Here is a 17,632-nt window from a genome sequence, read left to right on the forward strand (position 1 = left end):
AAATGAACCGCCCTGTGCGGAGCCGCATGCAGGGTGGTGTGGGGGCTGAGGGTTAGATACCCTTGGCTACCCGATTAGGCTTTCTTAGCTGGTAAAAATAGATTCCCTATCTCTTCTTTTTTGCCATTTAAGTCATTAAAGACCTTAAAGGTTAACCCACCCTCAGGATTTCGACCTCCCCAACTACATGTTAATGTATGTATATAAGGTGTATTGGTAACAACAGTTTCAAATGAACAATAATCTCTTCGTTTTCCGTCTTGATCAAAATATTCTACAGTTGTTTTATGAGTACCAACTTTTTTATATGTTACATATGCTAGTATTTTTGCAGCATCCGCAGGGTCATTTGGAATGTATAATGTCCATATTTTATCTGGGTAAATAAAGTTTTTAACTTTTACTGTATCATTTACATTCAAAATACCTGTTAAACCAGCACTATCTCCATTAGCAAAAACTGCTGAAGAAGATAACAACATTAAGCCAGTTAAAATTGCTTTTTTCATTATTTTTCCTTTTGTATTAAGCCCAAATAAATAAAGACTTACTCACGGGCAAAAAGTAAGCCTAACAGTATATTAGGCTGAATTTCTAATAAGAACAGATTGCCAATACTTTAATCACTCAAGACTAACATCAAACCAGATTGTTAACAATTGGTTACGGCGTGGAGAGAGCTGATTCCCTGTTTCTTTGCCTGAGTGAAACAAAGAACCTCCGGCATTGCATAAAGTGCAATGTTCACGCAGGAAGAAAAGTCACTAGGCTCCGGCCTATATGATAATTCTGGGGCAGGTCTTGTATCTCGCGTCCCACATTAGCTTTTACAAGCCCAAAGCCTTAATTGTGCTATTTACCACTTTTATCAGTGAAAATAATTTTTGGGAATTTTCAAGTTAGAAAACTAACTCTTCAGCCCAAATCGAAGAAGAAAATTATCCAGTGCAGATACGGCTGCGGGCTTCGGTTTCAGGGTGAGGTATCTCAAAGAGATACTCTTCGAACGAGAGGCAGGATGCCGAACTGGCCTTTAAACATGGATGTTGTTTGTCATCGCAGAGCGTATAGGGATACTTTCCATTATAAAGAAGTGCAGCGTCTCGCAGCAGTGTCTGCACATACCCCGCTGGAGGCGATTAATAGCGACTCAGCTACAAGCTCAAACGGGCTCCCCCATAGCAAGGATACAAACAAAAAATGTAATCAGCCTTCATTCAAAGGCTAACTTACTTTGGGGCATTTTCAAGTTAGACATCAAACCACGACTTCCCAAATGAAGGCGCCAATTATCCAACGTTGATACGGCTGCAACCGATGAAAACATGGCTGCTCTACGTCATCTATGTCATCTATGTCACCGCGGCATTTGTGAATCCATTCACATCAGATGTTTTCGTTAAGCCTACCTGGACCTACTAGGGGCGAGCCTCAGCAGTATCTGCACATAAGGTCATTCCTTCACATCTGACCCTTAGGAATATGGGAAATGTCATTATGATGTAGGGAACATCATTGAACATGCGATCACGACATTCGGACGTCCTGTCCAGCACTCGCTGTATTCGATTTGCTAGTGTGATGCCACGAGTCCCGAGATAATCATCAGTGCTACGCCAATAAATACAAGCCCGGTAACGAGATTAATTAGTGGGCTGGCCTGTTTCATTTTAAGCTGAATAGTGGGCTTGGACAGTACTACCGCAATCAAACTAAACCAGATAAAGGATAAAGAAAACAATAGTAAAGCGGCCATACTCTTAGTTGCGAAACTGACCTGTGGGGTGATCAGAGTAGAGAATAGCGTGATGAAAAACACCAGAGCCTTGGGGTTTAAAATATTGGTATAGAGCCCTTGCATAAAGCCTTTATAAGGGGTTATTCCTCGCCCTTGCGTGGCTGTTTCAATCGATACAGGATCTTTCCAGTGCAGCCATGCAGCTTTTATCGCGCCCATGCCCATCCAGGCTAAATAGCTAGCGCCAGCCAACTGAACAAGGGTGAATAAAAGGGCAGAGCTTTGAATGATAAGGCTAACCCCCGTTAAACTGAGTAGGGTGTGCCCGAGAATCGCGACCGCTATGCCAAGCGCCGAGGCAACAGCTGCAGCGCGAGACTCTTGAGTGGCAAGGCGAACCACTAAAGCAAAATCAGGCCCTGGGCTTGCTAGCGCAATGAGATGGATGAATGACAGTGATATAAGTAATTGAAGTTCCATCTGATGCCTAGGTAATTATTTGATTTACTGCTGATTAAGAGCAACATAGCTATTGAGTAAATGCCAAGAAGCTTAATTTAAAACAGCTGTGAGTTTAGAAATAATAAATTAACACGATTGTGAGTAATCAGCCCGTGAATAATCGCAACAATTGGCCCATAATAGACACCGATTTTATGCCAACACTATTGGAGCGCAGAACGTGAAAGGACAGATCTTAAGAGAAATGAAAGTGCTTAAGGCTATTGATCCCGCTTTTGAAATACAAAGACGGGTTGCATTTATTAAGTCAAAGCTTAAGCAGTCCAGTACCTCTTCTTTAGTTTTGGGGATCAGTGGTGGTGTCGATTCTTCATTGGCTGGTCGCTTGTGTCAGCTTGCTATTGATGAACTGAACGCTGACTCAGAGACTAACCAATACCAGTTCATTGCAGTTCGTTTACCTTACGATGTACAAAAGGATGAAGATGAAGCGCAATTGGCTTGTCAGTTTATTCAACCTTCAAAGCAAGTTACGCTGAATGTAAAACTTGGCGTTGATGGTGTTCATAGTGAAACGCTGGCTGCCGTTGAAGCCGCGGGTATTAGCTTACCAGAAGATGATAAAATTGATTTTGTGAAAGGCAACGTGAAGGCAAGAATGCGCATGGTTGCTCAATACGAGATCGCGGGTTTAGTCGGTGGTTTAGTGGTTGGTACCGATCACAGTGCTGAAAATATAACCGGGTTTTATACTAAGTGGGGCGATGGAGCCTGTGATTTAGCGCCTTTATTTGGCCTAAATAAGCGTCAAGTTCGCCAGCTAGCTGCATGCTTAGGTGCACCTGAACAGCTGGTGGTTAAAGCGCCAACGGCTGATCTGGAAGAGGGCAAACCGCAATTAGAAGATGAAGTCGCACTGGGTTTAACCTATGATCAAATTGATGACTTTTTAGAGGGTAAAGAAGTCAGCCACTTCGTTAATGATAAGCTAGTTGGTATATACCGCGCGACTCAACACAAGCGTGAGCCAATTCCAACAATTTATGACTAGGGTCAAAGCGCCTGAGTAGCGGCTTGGGTTGCGTTAGATGCTAAATTTTATGAGCAAATAATGTGATTTATAAATTTTGATATTAACCCAATGACTTGATTAACAACAAAGGCGCCTAGGCGCCTTTGTTGTTTGTACTTGCCTAGAAAATATGTTGTTCTGTATTACAACATCGAGTATTGGCATGACTTTAAGAAACCGCTTTAAGCAACAGTTTTATACAATAGCTTTAAAAAATGGCTTTAAGTAATAGCGTTAAGCTTTATCTTTAAGCGGCATCGTTAAACCATAGCGTTAAGCGCTAACCTTAAGCAAACGAGCTCAGAGGTTGGCTTAGAGATTAGCTTAGTGCGGGCAAGTTTAATCTGGCCCTTAACTTATCTATTTGCAGGTTCGGAAATTGACGATAATCAAGATAAGGGCAAAGATAGATGGCTTGATTAAGGTGCCTGCTGATATAAGTTGTTGTGGGATCTACTGGATTAAATTGTTGTTCAGATAATGACAATGCGTGAGCGCTTTGCTGGCCACAAACAATGTGAAGTGTGGCGCCTGGCGTTAACTTGGTGGCACCGATGCAGATAGATTCGTTGTGTTTTAATAATTGTGTATCGCGATAGTGTTTCCACTGTTTATCGGTCACTGAAATTTTAGCCATTATGGTAAATATTTTACGCCAATGATTGCCATTAGCGTCGATAAGTTGCGCGATTGCATCGCTTGAGTGGTAATGCCAGTCATCAATGATTGCTGGTGGAGTGGGTAAGTAAAAGCAGGTGCTCGCGGTGAGTTCGCCGATGAGGTAATTATTTTTATTCAATGTAAGCCCTTATCTTTACCAGTTCGTATTAAAAACGTGTACGTTATCTTTTATTATTACATTATCTTTTATTATATTGCCTGTTTAGGATGAATAGCGACGCTTATGAAAGCCATTATTATTGGATCAACAAAACATCTTGCCTTTGCTTTGTTTTATGCATCTTTAGGCACTAGCATTGCGTTAATTGCTATGGCCGTATGGTTTTTAAATTCCCGTCCCGATCTGTCACTTTGGCATACTACCGACTTAACCTCTGAATATCGCGTAAACAGCAACCTTAATAGCTTTGAAGAATATCTGGAGCTTGAAGATAAACTGTTCGCTGAGCTAGAAAGTAAAGTGTATCAGCAGCCTGTCGACCCACAGTCCTTCGATATCATTAATCGTTATGTGAGAGGCAGTTATTCGGATCCTGGCCACTGGGAGCAAGATTGGAATCGCAGCTATGAGTGGCCCAAAGCTGATGCCGAATACGGCGTGTTGCTACTGCACGGCATGTCTGATTCTCCGTACGCCATGTCACACTTCGGCAAGCATTATAAAAATAAGGCTCATGTTTTAGGGCTTAGGTTACCAGGCCATGGCACTATACCCTCAGCACTCACCAATATCTACTGGCAAGACATGGCTGGAGCTGTAGCGCTGGCTACCCAGCATATGAAAACAGCGTTGAGGGACAAACCCCTCTACTTAGTTGGTTTTTCCACAGGGGCAGCGCTCGCGCTAAACTATGAATTAGAGCGCTTAGCGACGAAAAAACTAGCTGATTACTCGGCGATGATTTTTCTTTCTCCTGCAATCGGTTTACCTCCTGTTGCCGCAGGGGCTAAATGGCAAGCAAGGCTAGGTACTGTGCTGGGGCTAGATAAACTGAGCTGGAACAGTATTCAAGCTGAATACGATCCGTTTAAGTATGGTTCTTTTGCGGTTAACGCTGGGGATGTTGTTTATCAACTTTCAATGCGTAATCAACAGCTGATAAAGCAGCTCGGGCAGACGGGATTAAATGCTTTACCTCCCATTTTGACCTTTCAGTCACTGACTGATGATACCGTGGATACAAGCGCTGTGATAAGTGCACTCTATAGCCAGCTACCTGATGCAGGCCATGAGTTGGTGCTATTTGATATTAACCGTACGCAAGTCAATTTAAGCCTGATTCTAAATGATCCGTTACAACCTTATCGACAGATGATGACCGATGGAGAATTCAATTATGATTTTACCTTAATTGAAAACCAGAGCCTTGATAGTCGTGCAATTCAAAGCCGTAGTATCAATGACGCTAGTGTCATACCGCTGTCATTAAGCTGGCCTAAGCAAGTTTATTCACTGTCACACGTAGCATTACCGTTTCCTATGAGCGATGGCTTGTATGGCCCTGTTTGGGATGCTGACAAGCAACATATTCAGATAGGCTCAGGTGCTTCTCGAGGAGAGAAAGGGGTGCTCAGTGTTCCGGCTAGCGAGATCATGAGACAGAAATGGAATCCATTTTATCCCTATATACTCAGTAAAATGGACGAGACGATTATCCCCTAATTGTCAGGGAGATCTTTATCTTCTAAGGTCGTGAACACTAATTGGTTTCGACCGGCTTCTTTGGCTTGATATAGGTTGAGATCAGCTTGTTTAACCCAGTCTTCCAGTGATGTACTAAAGGTACCATTACCAATAACTGCTCCGATACTGGTGGTGACTTGAAACGTTTGCTTAGCATCGATGACTAGACTTTCAAGTTTCTGTCTAAATCGTTCCAAGTGATGTTCAATTTTTAGTGCATTACACAGTGGCATGATCAACAGAAACTCTTCGCCGCCATACCGAACAATAATATCTGAATCGCGTTTAAACTCTTGTTTTAGCAACTTGGCAATGCGTTTAAGGGTGAGATCGCCTCCGTCATGACCATAGGTATCGTTAATAAACTTGAACTTATCAAGGTCTAGCAATGCGATTGCAATGACTTCATCGCTTCGTTGGCAAAGCTCTTGAATCGCTGGAAACTTATCTTCTGCATAGCGGCGGTTATATAAGCCCGTTAGTGGGTCTTTTTCTGCCAGCGCTTTTAACTTGCTATTGGCGTGCTCAAGCTCCAGGGTCCGTATTGCTACTTTCTCCTCTAGCTCTAGTTGATAACCAATAAGCTGACTCTTACTTTGCTGTAGACGTTTAAATAGCGAATAAACCTCCTGAGGAGACTCTTCGTTTACAGCATATTCGACATTATTACCTTCAAGGCTAGTGCTGAACTTATTGGCGATATTTTCTAAAGGCAGAGTCAGGCGCGCACTGATCACTCGTGAAATATAAATAGTGATCAATAATGAAATAAGCAGTATTGCAAACGTGGCTAAATACATGCTTTCGACCAATTCTACCAATGGCCTAAAAGGATTCAGTACAAATAATTGCCAATCATTACTGAGCGTCACACTGGTATAAACATACTCAGGCGCCTTATTGTCGCCGTGGCTGATATTAAGCATTGGGAGAGAGGTAATATAGTTTTCGCTAGGTTGTGAGAAGCTAAATTCGCTCAAGGGCGCTATATCGAGTCCATCTGAGGCGTAAATCACTTTTCTATTTTTATCGATGAGCACAATGGACTGGTGCTGTGAATCAGTGTTGAATTTATCAACCTTTTTAAATTCATTTAAATTGAGTGAGCCTTCGATAATGCCTATCGGTTGATGAGGGTTGTTGGCTGGGTAAATGGGCGAGCTAATCGCTACGATAGGATCATTACCAAAGCCTTTACCTAAAAACGGTGGTGAAATATAAGCGCGTTGGTTTATATAAGATTCGATAAAATAGTTTCTGTCACGGATGCTAAATTTTTGAGGATTAACAGTGCCATTGGTAAGCAAGGACGCGGGGCTAGCGGCAATGACGTTGCCTTCGTCATTGGCGAGCAACATAGTAATGAATCCAGAGTAATTATTATGTAGCTCAGACAGTAATATTTGTTCTTCTGTCTTACTGTGTTTATTTAGGCTGAGCCAAGCAGCTGCATTGGTAATCGCTCTTGTATGCGAATCAAGATAGGCTTGCGTTGATAAAGCCAGGTGGTTGGCTGAGTTTTTAATATTGCTATACAGCAAGCGTTGTTGGCGTTCAATAAATTGGTTATTAAACAGTAAGGCTGACAATAGCAAAGCGATGGTGATGACGAGGGTAAAAGTATAGGTGAGTTGTGCATTGAACGTTCGACGCTGCTTGTCCTTTACTTTGTATGAAAAGTACCAGAAAGAGGGCGTTAAGATGATCAGCAAAGAGCCGATACAAGCATAAACCAGACCATTAATTCCCTGTTTTAAAATGACGAATGCAATATGACTGCTAGGCAAGTCGGAAAATAAAAAGATATAAAGGTAGAAGAGCGGCATACCGATAAATAGCCAAAAGCTAAAGCTGGCATATAAGGCGTAAATATCTTTTCTTCTAGCTAAACCTAAGCAGAGCGCTTCAACGCCGAATAAGACGTAAACGTGAGGGCTATCCCAGGCAATCATTAAGCCGGTGACGGTAATGATTGCGGTATAAAGTGCATACCAAGGGCCCAGCAATACTGCGACAATAACGTAGGAAACGTTGCCAAGGATCAGTTGAATGTTAGCAAATAAGTGTATCGGGTATAGGTTGATGATTAAGCCGATTACGCCTAACGAAGTGGCTAACAATAATTTGTTTTTTTCTATTTTCCCCAAAAATATGCGCCTTAGTTAGGGTGGAAGTTTTTGTTTTGTCTTGGCAGTTTACAATCTATTAACTTTATAGCTAGATATCAACTTTTAACCAAATATTAGAGACTGAGTGTGCAAAAAGTAGTCAGTAAGGTCAACTTGTTTGACTGAGGCTTTCTTATTGGGAACTATCAGGTTTAAAAGAAAAATATTTAAATTTGATGATATGTCAGACCTCGCTCACATCCTTTACAAGTCATCGAGGAGTCATTCAGCTTTTGTTCAATTTGATGGCTAGATTTAAGTTTCAGTTAAGGTTAATTCATATCATGGTAGGCAAGGGCTGCTGAGACACTAAGTCTTTCATTTATTAGGCAGCACTAACAAAATAAGCCTTAACAGTTCTGTGACACCACAAACATTAAGTGCGATAACTCCGATATTAAGGAATGCATATGAAATATTTAACTTTGGTTGCTGCGTTAGCGTTTTCTGCTTCAGCTATGGCTGTAAACTGTACTGACTGCCACGAGACAATTAATGTTGAAGAGCATACAGAAATGGAAGCAAGCATTGCGACTTGTAACGATTGTCACGATATGGCAAGTGCTCACGAGTTAGATACAGAGATCCACACTCCTGACCTAACAATGAAAGAGTGTTCAGACTGTCACGAGTAAATACTCGGCAGTGATAAAAGCGCTGTAGTGATAATTTAACACAGTGCTTTTATCTAATTTGCTCCTGCAAATTGCAGATACAAAAAAGCCAGCGATTAGCTGGCTTTTTTGTATAATTTGGTCGGGATAACAGGATTTGAACCTGTGATCTCTTGTCCCCCAGACAAGCGCCTTACCGGACTAGGCCATATCCCGAGATATTCTACAGAACAAGTTATAAAGCATTTATAACTAAGGGGGTATTTCTGAAGAACCCGCACTTTATCAAGTCATTATTGTTAGCGCAAGCTCTTCATGTGTGATGAGAATTCGTTTGCTTAGTTTATAGTCTTTTATGCTATAGCACTTTTAGTGGATGTAAAGCCTACGACCTTCTCGCATCACTTCCACAAGCTCTGGGGCACTTAATTTCTTTTTTAACGGCTTAGTATAGTCATTGTCGTAGATACGGTACTTACCATGTCGATCAATAACGGTAATTTCATGCTCTTGATAAATCGCAAAAATACGATGGTCACCAACATAAACCCAAGTCTTATCACTCGGTTGCATTAGGCTCTGATCAGAACTGTAGTCTGATGCAGGGTTGGTACAACCTAAGGTTTGAGTCAAAATTGCCGGCACTAAGCCGTTGTGCGTCGTGCGATATTTTATTTTTTTGGCTGTCTCTTCATTTGACCAATGGATAATCATTGGTACGCGAATGCTATCGGGTGACAGGTTGACTCTTGCTTCGTCAGAATTACTGGTAAACATTTTGCCGCTGATACCTGTAATGACAACCATAGTACTTTTTGGAAGTGTGCTCACAACCTGCTCAATCTGTTTGTCGATAAAGTTAAGCGACTGTCGATACTGGTTAAATAGTACTTTTTGTGCAGGTTTAAACTTTGACGATGCTTGAACCGTTTTAATACCTAAGAAGCCAATAGGCGTGTCATAGCTTTCTGGTGACTTTAGGTTGAGTAAGCTAAACCAGGGTTGGGCCGCCGATTGAGTCCATTTTTGCCAGTTAGCAACGGACTGCAGATCAGATTTTGCGTAGCTGTCGATATGCTCTGAGTTAACGCGTGTAAAGTCGTTAAATATTGCTTGGGGCTGCCCTAGGATATCTTGAGTGGTAAATAACGCTAATTGATACCCTTTATCGCTGAGTTCTTGGGTTAATACTGGACTACGGAAATGTAAATCTACCGCGTTAGAGTAGCTACCTTGAAGCCCATAAAGCAGGCTAAACATGCCGCTACTAAACTGATTGCCACCGCTGAGGTGTTCAGTAAAGTCCATGTTCTTTTTCGCATAAGATGCAAGGAAAGGCATGGTCGCGCTATCAACTTGATCGGCTCGTAAACTATCAACTGCAATGACTAAAATGTTAGGTAGGTCATCAGCGTTACATTGCAGCTTTGCTAATGGGTAGTCTAGGCTAGCCTTTGGTGGCGTTTGGTTCTGCTGATCTTGAATACCTTCAATACCGTAACTTTCCATTAAGCTTTTAGCCGTAGCGGGGTAAGACAATGGATAAGCATCATCGAAATGGGTAATTTCGGTTACATCTGCGGCATCGCCCCAAATATGGATCAGGTGACTAGCAACAAAACAGGCACCAACAATCACGACTATTCGGTTACCTATATTCCGTTTGCGGATTTTTTCAATCCGTTTCCAAAGGAAATTCGCCAAAGTAAGCTCTATCGCCAAAATGGCGAGAGGTGTGATGATGTAGGAGGTGCCCCTTAATAAGGCATTTAAGTCCGCCCAGGCCAGATCAAATACAAAGGGACTTAGATGAAGACCATAATCATCATAGATAACCGTATCATAGAGCAATAAACATAAGCTCAATGTCGCCACTACAGCGGCATATCCCCTGAGGACCCTTGAATAAGGAAGCAATAAGGTAACAGGGAAGATAAGCACCAGATAAACCATAAAAGCTAAAAAGCTAAAATGACCTACGGTGCTAATAACTAAATAGCCCCAGCCAATAAATGATTCGGGAAGTCCGATGGTGTCGAGATAGCGATAGCCGACAATAATGGCCAGTAGTCCATTAATGAAAGCAAACCAGTGCCCCCAGCTTACTAAGCGTGAGACGCGATCACGTCCAATCTGTTTTTGTCGCTCGACCATGTTGACCCATTTATTGTTTAGGGGTTGTAGAGGCTAAAATCATTATTTTAGCCTCTACTTATTCTGCTTAATATATCTGTATCTTAGTTAGTTTTCACTGACTGCGACAATGCTTTAGCAAATTGCTCTGCAACTACTTGACGCGCCTCAGCTGGAACTTTCTTTTCTAGCAGATGAGTGACGCAATTACCAAGAGCCATCAAGCTTAAGTCTGTTGGAGATTGATGCTTTGCTAGCACTGCAAGTAAATCTGCAATAATAGACTCTACTTGGGTATTAGAATATTTGGATTGAATAGCCATAATTAAAAAGGTTCACTTTAAATCTTGATTAACGGCATATAATAACGGATTTTTTGCAGAAGCTCCGCACTTTTTATTGTACTTTTTACAGTGCTGGTTGCAGTGTTGGAAATTAGGCGGTGGGATTAAGTGACTCTTGTGTTGAAAATCGCCAATCAGCTTTTGCATCAAGCTAACATTCAAGCAATGCTACCTTGTGTGTTCACCCTTCTTGCTTTTGTTTTTATCTTGTTGATTTTCAATGTTTTTACCTTTATTTTCTCGTTCTGATTATAATCAGCTTATTCATTAATACTGCAATCATATGACTTTAAACGCTAGGCCTTAGTTCACTCAAGCAAATATAGATTTATTGCGACTCTCTGGTATGATAGCGGGCATTACAATGTGGTTGGATTAGGTAGGATTGCTCTTCCCTTACCAATGACAGATATCAATTGTTTCCAATAAGAGTGTGAGAAAGCCTTACGCTCCTTGCCAAATTTTATCGAGGCTCAATGAGTATTAACGTCGAACAAGCAATTATCCACTCCATTTCTCAAGATGGTGAAGGTCAACTTAGTTGTCGATTACGTCCACAACCTTTGCTAAATAGCCAAGCGGTTGAGGCGATGCTAGAAGAGTTGCATCAAACTTATACCACCAAAGCCGGTAAAGGGTTTGGCCATTTTGGTATTAGTGGTGAAGATGGCGAAGCAAACACTAAGTTTGAAGAAGCCTTAACCACTTATCGCAGTGGTGAGCTTGGCTTTGTCGAGTTTTCTGGGATTGCGGGTAAGTTGCTACAAGAAGAACTGGCTAAGTACGACTTTAGCACTGGCGGGTTCTTGCTGCTATCTTGCTACACCTACATGACAAGCGATTACCTGTTTGTGTCTTTGCTTAACGCAAAATCATCGATGACAGTACTCGACGATATGGAACTGTCGCAAAATACACATTTGGACCTAAACAACGTACAACTCGCTGCACGTATTGATTTAACTGAGTGGCAGGCTGATCCAGAATCGAAAAAGTACATCTCTTTTGTGCGTGGTCGTGCAGGACGTAAAGTTGCTGATTTCTTCTTGGACTTTATGGGCTGTGTTGAAGGTGTTAATACCAAGGCTCAGAACAAGTCGTTGATGAACGCTGTTGAAGATTTTGTGGGTAATAGTGAGTTAACCAAAGATGAGCGTCAACAAGCTCGAGAGCGTGTATTTGATTACTGTAGCGAGCGCTGTGATGAAGGTGCCTCGATTCAGATTAAAGACTTAGCCGATGAACTTGCGGACCAAGGTATGGACTCTTTTTATGACTTTGCCCAAGGCGGCAATTATGAATTAGAAGAGGAGTTTCCTGGTGATAAACCAACCTTAAGACAGTTGAAAAAGTTCTCTGGCACAGGTGGTGGTGTAACGCTAAGTTTTGATGGCCAACATCTAGGTGAGAGAGTGATCTACGATCCTGTATCTGACACCATCATTATTAAAGGTGTACCGGCAAACCTTAAAGATCAACTCGATCGCCGTCTTAAGGGTGAGTAACCCCTTAAGCATTACAAATGCCTCTTGTTCATAGCTGATTATGAATAAAGGCAAATTTACAAGCCGAACCTTAAGTGTTCGGCTTTTTTGTGTCGGCTTATATTTCAAAACAGTTCTATAAAAGTGTATGCAGCAAGTTCTAATGGCAAATGTTATTTTGCAGTCAGTAATGAAGATGCATAGTTAACAGCTTCATGGATTGTGTAATGCTTGCTCTAAAAAAGGCAATTCACACTAAAAAAGTCGAATGTTGAGCTTGATCATTGTAAGCTGAAGTTATTATCAGAAGAGTCAGCTTACTGACTCATCAACACATTAGCATCCTGTGGCCATTGCTGCATGGACTAAGACAGGTAGACTGTTTTTCTACCTAGGAGCGAAAATGCAATTGTTTGTTAAAGATTTAACGGTTATCGATTTTTCTTACCTGTGCCCTATACGAGGCATGGTTGGTGAAAGCTGGATTGTTGATGTGTTGCTCGACGGTGGTTTAGATGAGCAAAATATGGTGCTCGACTTCGCGAAAGTGAAGCGCACCATTAAAAATACCATCGATGCGGTGGCAGATCACCGCCTGTTGGTTCCTACTGCCTGTAGTGAAGCCCGTTGGCAGCAACAAGGTGACAGAGTATGGATGGATTTTTCGAGCCAACAAGGTGATATTCATCTGGCCTGTCCGTCGCAAGCATTTGCACTTATTCCGAGTGAAATCATCGATTTTGACAGCGTGAATAAATTTTTACAACAAGCCTTAAAAGAAGTCTTACCCGCAAATGTAGAAGGTATTTCGTTGACACTTAGAAACGAAATACATGATGCTCCTTATTACCATTACAGTCACGGTCTAAAAAAGCACGATGGTAATTGCCAGCGAATCGCTCACGGACATCGTAGTCCTGTAACGGTATTTGAAAATGGCATTGCGGCGCCCAAATGGGATGAGTATTGGGCTAATCGTTGGAACGATATTTACCTCGCGACAATAGACGATCAAGTTCTCGTCGGTTCATTGTCTTTGTCTCCACAGACAGCTGTAAGCGATGCGACCCATTTTGGTTTCCATTACCAAGCGCCCCAAGGTGACTTTCAGTTAGCCATGCCTAAAGCGCTTTGCGATATTCTTCCTCATGACACGACGGTTGAGTTATTGGCTGACTATATGGCACAGACCTTATCTGACAAAGTCCCTAGCAGTGGTTTTAAAGTGATTGCTTACGAAGGCGTGGGGAAAGGCGCTATTGCGAGCAGGACGGTCGGATAACTCAGTATTAAAGGAGTGGCTTTGAAACCATTTACGCAGATTGTTTTTACTAGTTTATTGACTAGCTTAGCGTTTCAAACGAGCGCGGCAGTTCAGCTTAACGGTGAGTTATCTCAAGGGGCACTGATCCGAGCCCAGGTACAACCTGGCACTCAGGTGTTTTTAAATGATGAGCCGGTACGCGTGAACGAGCGAGGTCAGTTTGCGTTCGGCTTTGCCCGTGAAGCGGAGTCAGAGCAGATGCTTAAGCTTGTTTATCCCGATGGTTTGACTGAGCTGAAGCCGTTAAAGATTAAAAAGCAGCAATATAAGATCCAACACGTTAATGGGATCAGTAAGAAAATAATGAAGCCCGATCCTAACGCGCAAGCTCGCGCTGCAAAGGATTCTAAACAAGTCAAAGCGGCTAGGGCACAATTTACTGAGAGTAATGCTTTTGCGCAAAGCTTTATATGGCCATTAACAGGCAGGATCTCAGGAGTGTATGGCAGCCAGCGTGTATATAACGGTAAACCTGGCACACCTCATTATGGGGTTGATGTGGCAGCAAAAACAGGGACTGTGGTTATGGCACCTGCCGATGGCGTGATATCACTCTCTGTGCCAGATATGTTTTATTCTGGCGGCACCATGATCATCGACCATGGTTATGGCGTGAGTTCGAGCTTTTTACACTTAAGTAAGCTTTATGTGAAAGAGGGCGATACCGTCAAACAAGGCGATAAAGTTGCTGAAGTGGGTTCAACAGGCCGCTCGACAGGCCCCCATTTGGATTGGCGAGTGAACTGGTATCAAGTTCGGCTCGATCCAACGACCATAGTCCCATCGATGAAAAGTGTATTGGCACAAAAATAATAGCAATAAACCAGTAATTCTCTGATTTAAAGCCATTAAAAAGCAGTCTTGATGACTGCTTTTTTTGTGTTCTTTGTTCAACAAACGAACAGGCTATTTATAGCGTTTTTTCCACTTAAATAATACTGAGTATTTCCAGAGGTTTTTTATCACAAAATAACCGACCAGTGAGAAAATACCTGCCAACACAATACAGCCAAGCAAAAACGGTGGACCTATGGTTTCAAGTGATGCTTGGACCCAGTGCCAGCTGGCTTCAAAATTAAATGCTTGTGGCTCATGCCCGAGTAAACTGGCGCCTAAAAGGTAAGCCATATAAAACATAAAAGGCATGGTGATAGGGTTTGTTATCCACACCAGCGCTACTGCAAGTGGTAAGTTTACGTTAAATAATATGGCTAAAGCCGCTGCCAGTACCATTTGAAATGGCATTGGGATCCACGCGACGAACAGGCCTACCGCAAATGCCCCAGGCGCTGAGCGTCTATTTAACGTCCACAGATTTGGCTTTAAGAGTAGATCACCAAACATGCGCAAGTGTTTATGTTCACGCAATGTTTCGGGCTTTGGCATAAATTTTTCAATAATTTTTTTTGGCATAACTTCAATTTGCTGTCTTAACTTAATTCACTATGAATCGATTTATGTGCGGTTACTGCATCACTATTCTGTCAACGATGCTTTGGCCATCCTTGGTGAACCTATACATCCTACCTTTGTTGATCGTAGTGGTTATTACAGCCTGTAAGCGTGCTCCATTTATTGCTGGCAGCTTATTAGCAATAAGCTGGATAAGCATTTTCTATTCACTACTAATGGACTGGAACACTGGCGAAAATATTGAAACATTGAATGTTGAGGCCGAAATCATATCACTTGTTCATACAAACGGCGACCGGATTAGTATGGATATTGTGCTGATCGATTCAATTTCACCCCATCTTGTCAGTAGGAGGATGAGATTAATTTGGAACGAAGCGCCGTTTATTGTTCCTGGTCAGCGTTGGCAATTACAGATTAAAGTTAAACCGATCACGAGCATTTTAAATCAAGGGGGATTTAACCAACAAAAGCATCTGCTCGCTAAGCACATTATAGGCAAAGGTAAGGTTATTAGTGGTCAAATTTTGACAACTGATTTGTCTTACCGTATGAGGCTTATCGAAAAGTTGAAACTAGTTTTATCACCTTATGAAAGTGCCGATCTGCTTTTAGCGCTGCTAAGTGGCGATAAATCAATGATATCGTCTGAGCGTTGGCAACAACTTAGAAATACAGGGGCGGGTCACCTTTTTGCTATCTCGGGGTTACACCTGTCAGTGGTATCACTGTGGTTGTTAATTGCTGCAAAATTGGTTTTGTATCGTCGTTTTCCAGTTTCGAGTCGGCGTAATTGGCTTTGTTGTTTAGCATTCTCACTGCTTGGCGCAGTGGCTTATGCTTATCTTGCGGGCTTTTCGGTGTCTACCCAGCGTGCGCTTATCATGTTGATTGCTTATATCAGCTTTAGCGTGCTGAGCCGTCACTCCTCAAGCTGGGAAAGATTGCTCTATGCACTTTTTGTCATTTTGCTTATCGACCCACTAAGCCCATTGAGCGCAAGTTTTTGGTTATCATTTTGTGCGTTAACCATTATTCTCCTCACGGTAACACGCTACTTCTCCGTAGCTGCTGAGGCGACATCAGGCTCACTAATGTCAGTGACAAATAGGCTTGAGACTCATTCGGCCCAAATCTGCACTTCCGACACCCATTCTCTTGAAACTAATGCTCTCGAAATCAATAGCCCGGCGGCGCCAACCCGTTGTATTACGGCTGCAGAAAATAAAAGCTCAATCCCTTATCGGCATTTATGGCCTCAATTAAAAATTGCAGCATTGGCATTTTGGGCAGTGCAGTGGCGCTTAACGCTGGGTCTAGGTGTTATTCAAGCGATTTTCTTCTCTGGGACTTCTCTGGTGAGTCTTTTGGTCAATCTGGTTTTGGTGCCTTGGTTTAGTCTAGTGCTTATTCCGATAAGCCTGATGTCTTTGCTAGCTTTTATCATTATGACAGCTCTGGGGTTTTCTGGCGGTGGTGTTTTTACTCTGGCAGCGCTGGCGATGACTCCTGTGGTTAATTTACTTGATTATGCTAGTGAGGTTAACTTTGTTTGGCTCGATCTTTCTGACGAAGTTGTAGCTGCGTTAATCATGGCCTCTATCGGCCTTTACTTACTGGTTAATATTAAGCAACTTACATGGCGTTTGCCATTGTCAGTAATGTTACTCCCGTTAGTGCTCAGCGTGTTATTTCACTTTAGCGGAGCACCAAAAGAGAACCGTTGGCAGGTTCATTTACTCGATGTCGGGCAAGGATTATCTTTGGTCATAGAGAAAAATAATCGGGCACTTATTTATGATACTGGCGCACGATATGGTGACACCTTTAGTTATGCAGATAGAGTGTTACTTCCTTTTCTAAAAAGTCAGGGGATCGGTAATATTGATTATCTTGTCGTCAGTCATGGTGATAACGACCATGCAGGCGGGGCTGCTTATATTATTGATAAGTATCCCGATGTCGCAGTGATCTCTGATTTGATCCCGATACAGCAACATAGCTGCAGACCTAAGACATTGGTTTGGCAGAATCTTAATCTTGAAATTTTAGCGCCGTTAGAGCCTAAAAAGGGGAATAACGGTTCATGTGTTATTCGAGTTAGCGATACCGGCAATAGCGTGCTACTAACGGGGGACATTGAAAAGCAGACGGAATATCGGTTACTTGAACGAGCAGCAAAGTACGGCTTTAGGTTACAGAGCCGGTTACTCATAGCCCCTCATCATGGCAGTAGAACCTCCTCTACCACATCCTTTATCGATGCTGTCGCCCCCGAGCTGGTTTTATTTCCGGCAGGATTTAGAAATCGCTATGGATTTCCTAAAAAGGAGGTCGTCGAACGTTATGAACAACGGGATATTGCTATGTTTACGGCTGGGGAACAAGGGCAGGTTAGTGTTTTATTTGACCAGGAAACTATGAAAGTTCGAACATATCGTTCAGATTTTGCACCATTTTGGTATAACAAAGTGTTTAGGTTTGGCCAGAATAAAAATCCAGAGTAGAATGCTTC

The 17,632-nt window shown here is 42.3% G+C and carries 14 protein-coding genes and 1 tRNA gene; 7 read left to right on the forward strand and 8 right to left on the reverse strand.

Annotated elements, in window-relative coordinates; translation table 11 throughout:
- Positions 1–74 precede the first annotated feature (74 nt).
- Entirely contained in the window at positions 75–509 is a 435-nt protein-coding gene (locus ACVBIO_RS06170) for a hypothetical protein (RefSeq protein WP_447172214.1), read from the reverse strand.
- Between the two features lie 1,064 nt (positions 510–1,573).
- The gene (locus tag ACVBIO_RS06175; RefSeq protein WP_447162199.1) at positions 1,574–2,218 is read right to left on the reverse strand and encodes a LysE family translocator; all 645 of its coding nucleotides are present in this window, start codon (positions 2,216–2,218) and stop codon (positions 1,574–1,576) included.
- A 202-nt stretch (positions 2,219–2,420) separates the two neighbouring features.
- On the opposite strand from ACVBIO_RS06175, the gene nadE reads away from it, so the two are divergent.
- On the forward strand, positions 2,421–3,251 hold the full coding sequence (gene nadE, locus ACVBIO_RS06180) for an ammonia-dependent NAD(+) synthetase (protein ID WP_447162200.1): 831 nt from the start codon (positions 2,421–2,423) through the stop codon (positions 3,249–3,251).
- Positions 3,252–3,591: 340 nt separating this feature from the next.
- Here the strand turns inward: nadE and ACVBIO_RS06185 are convergent, their stop codons facing one another.
- Positions 3,592–4,071, reverse strand: coding sequence for a DUF6942 family protein (locus tag ACVBIO_RS06185; RefSeq protein WP_447162201.1), 480 nt, complete (start codon positions 4,069–4,071; stop codon positions 3,592–3,594).
- 105 nt (positions 4,072–4,176) lie between these two features.
- On the opposite strand from ACVBIO_RS06185, the gene ACVBIO_RS06190 reads away from it, so the two are divergent.
- Positions 4,177–5,616 (forward strand): alpha/beta hydrolase, encoded by a 1,440-nt coding sequence (locus ACVBIO_RS06190; RefSeq protein ID WP_447172215.1) that lies wholly within the window; start codon positions 4,177–4,179, stop codon positions 5,614–5,616.
- Here ACVBIO_RS06190 and ACVBIO_RS06195 read toward each other — a convergent pair.
- Positions 5,613–7,784 carry a sensor domain-containing diguanylate cyclase gene (locus ACVBIO_RS06195; protein WP_447172216.1) on the reverse strand — a complete coding sequence of 724 codons (2,172 nt, stop codon included), beginning with the start codon at positions 7,782–7,784 and terminating at the stop codon, positions 5,613–5,615. The two genes, ACVBIO_RS06190 and ACVBIO_RS06195, sit on opposite strands and share 4 nt — an antisense overlap.
- A 431-nt stretch (positions 7,785–8,215) precedes the next feature.
- On the opposite strand from ACVBIO_RS06195, the gene ACVBIO_RS06200 reads away from it, so the two are divergent.
- Positions 8,216–8,440: a cytochrome c3 family protein gene (locus tag ACVBIO_RS06200; protein WP_447162204.1), complete on the forward strand. Its 225-nt coding sequence runs from the start codon at positions 8,216–8,218 to the stop codon at positions 8,438–8,440.
- Positions 8,441–8,558: 118 nt separating this feature from the next.
- On the opposite strand, the gene ACVBIO_RS06205 is transcribed toward ACVBIO_RS06200, so the two are convergent.
- The 3 genes from ACVBIO_RS06205 to ACVBIO_RS06215 all read right to left on the reverse strand — a co-directional run bounded on the left by ACVBIO_RS06205 (position 8,559) and on the right by ACVBIO_RS06215 (position 10,875).
- Positions 8,559–8,635: transfer RNA gene (locus ACVBIO_RS06205), tRNA-Pro, on the reverse strand.
- Positions 8,636–8,788: 153 nt separating this feature from the next.
- A complete protein-coding gene (locus ACVBIO_RS06210; RefSeq protein WP_447172217.1) occupies positions 8,789–10,573 on the reverse strand; it encodes a DUF3413 domain-containing protein in 1,785 nt (594 codons plus the stop codon).
- Between the two features lie 83 nt (positions 10,574–10,656).
- On the reverse strand, positions 10,657–10,875 hold the full coding sequence (locus ACVBIO_RS06215; RefSeq protein ID WP_447162206.1) for a YejL family protein: 219 nt from the start codon (positions 10,873–10,875) through the stop codon (positions 10,657–10,659).
- A 497-nt stretch (positions 10,876–11,372) separates the two neighbouring features.
- On the opposite strand from ACVBIO_RS06215, the gene yejK reads away from it, so the two are divergent.
- The 3 genes from yejK to ACVBIO_RS06230 all read left to right on the forward strand — a co-directional run bounded on the left by yejK (position 11,373) and on the right by ACVBIO_RS06230 (position 14,517).
- Positions 11,373–12,401 (forward strand): nucleoid-associated protein YejK, encoded by a 1,029-nt coding sequence (yejK, locus tag ACVBIO_RS06220; protein ID WP_447162207.1) that lies wholly within the window; start codon positions 11,373–11,375, stop codon positions 12,399–12,401.
- Between the two features lie 382 nt (positions 12,402–12,783).
- Positions 12,784–13,662: a 6-carboxytetrahydropterin synthase gene (locus tag ACVBIO_RS06225; RefSeq protein WP_447169809.1), complete on the forward strand. Its 879-nt coding sequence runs from the start codon at positions 12,784–12,786 to the stop codon at positions 13,660–13,662.
- A 21-nt stretch (positions 13,663–13,683) separates the two neighbouring features.
- Positions 13,684–14,517: a M23 family metallopeptidase gene (locus tag ACVBIO_RS06230; protein WP_447162209.1), complete on the forward strand. Its 834-nt coding sequence runs from the start codon at positions 13,684–13,686 to the stop codon at positions 14,515–14,517.
- 93 nt (positions 14,518–14,610) lie between these two features.
- Here ACVBIO_RS06230 and ACVBIO_RS06235 read toward each other — a convergent pair whose 3' ends face one another.
- Positions 14,611–15,117: a DUF2062 domain-containing protein gene (locus ACVBIO_RS06235; protein ID WP_447162210.1), complete on the reverse strand. Its 507-nt coding sequence runs from the start codon at positions 15,115–15,117 to the stop codon at positions 14,611–14,613.
- Between the two features lie 95 nt (positions 15,118–15,212).
- Here ACVBIO_RS06235 and ACVBIO_RS06240 point away from each other — a divergent pair, with 95 nt between their 5' ends.
- Positions 15,213–17,624 carry a DNA internalization-related competence protein ComEC/Rec2 gene (locus ACVBIO_RS06240; RefSeq protein WP_447172218.1) on the forward strand — a complete coding sequence of 804 codons (2,412 nt, stop codon included), beginning with the start codon at positions 15,213–15,215 and terminating at the stop codon, positions 17,622–17,624.
- The last annotated feature ends 8 nt before the right edge of the window (positions 17,625–17,632 follow it).

Source organism: Shewanella sp. 0m-8 (assembly GCF_052977265.1).

Coding starts and splice junctions, on each gene's coding strand:
- ACVBIO_RS06235 (WP_447162210.1), bottom strand. CDS start 15,117: ATGCCAAAAAAAATTATTGAAAAATTTATGCCAAAGCCCGAAACATTG.
- yejK (WP_447162207.1), top strand. CDS start 11,373: ATGAGTATTAACGTCGAACAAGCAATTATCCACTCCATTTCTCAAGAT.
- ACVBIO_RS06170 (WP_447172214.1), bottom strand. CDS start 509: ATGAAAAAAGCAATTTTAACTGGCTTAATGTTGTTATCTTCTTCAGCA.
- ACVBIO_RS06200 (WP_447162204.1), top strand. CDS start 8,216: ATGAAATATTTAACTTTGGTTGCTGCGTTAGCGTTTTCTGCTTCAGCT.
- ACVBIO_RS06210 (WP_447172217.1), bottom strand. CDS start 10,573: ATGGTCGAGCGACAAAAACAGATTGGACGTGATCGCGTCTCACGCTTA.
- ACVBIO_RS06215 (WP_447162206.1), bottom strand. CDS start 10,875: ATGGCTATTCAATCCAAATATTCTAATACCCAAGTAGAGTCTATTATT.
- ACVBIO_RS06175 (WP_447162199.1), bottom strand. CDS start 2,218: ATGGAACTTCAATTACTTATATCACTGTCATTCATCCATCTCATTGCG.
- ACVBIO_RS06225 (WP_447169809.1), top strand. CDS start 12,784: ATGCAATTGTTTGTTAAAGATTTAACGGTTATCGATTTTTCTTACCTG.
- ACVBIO_RS06190 (WP_447172215.1), top strand. CDS start 4,177: ATGAAAGCCATTATTATTGGATCAACAAAACATCTTGCCTTTGCTTTG.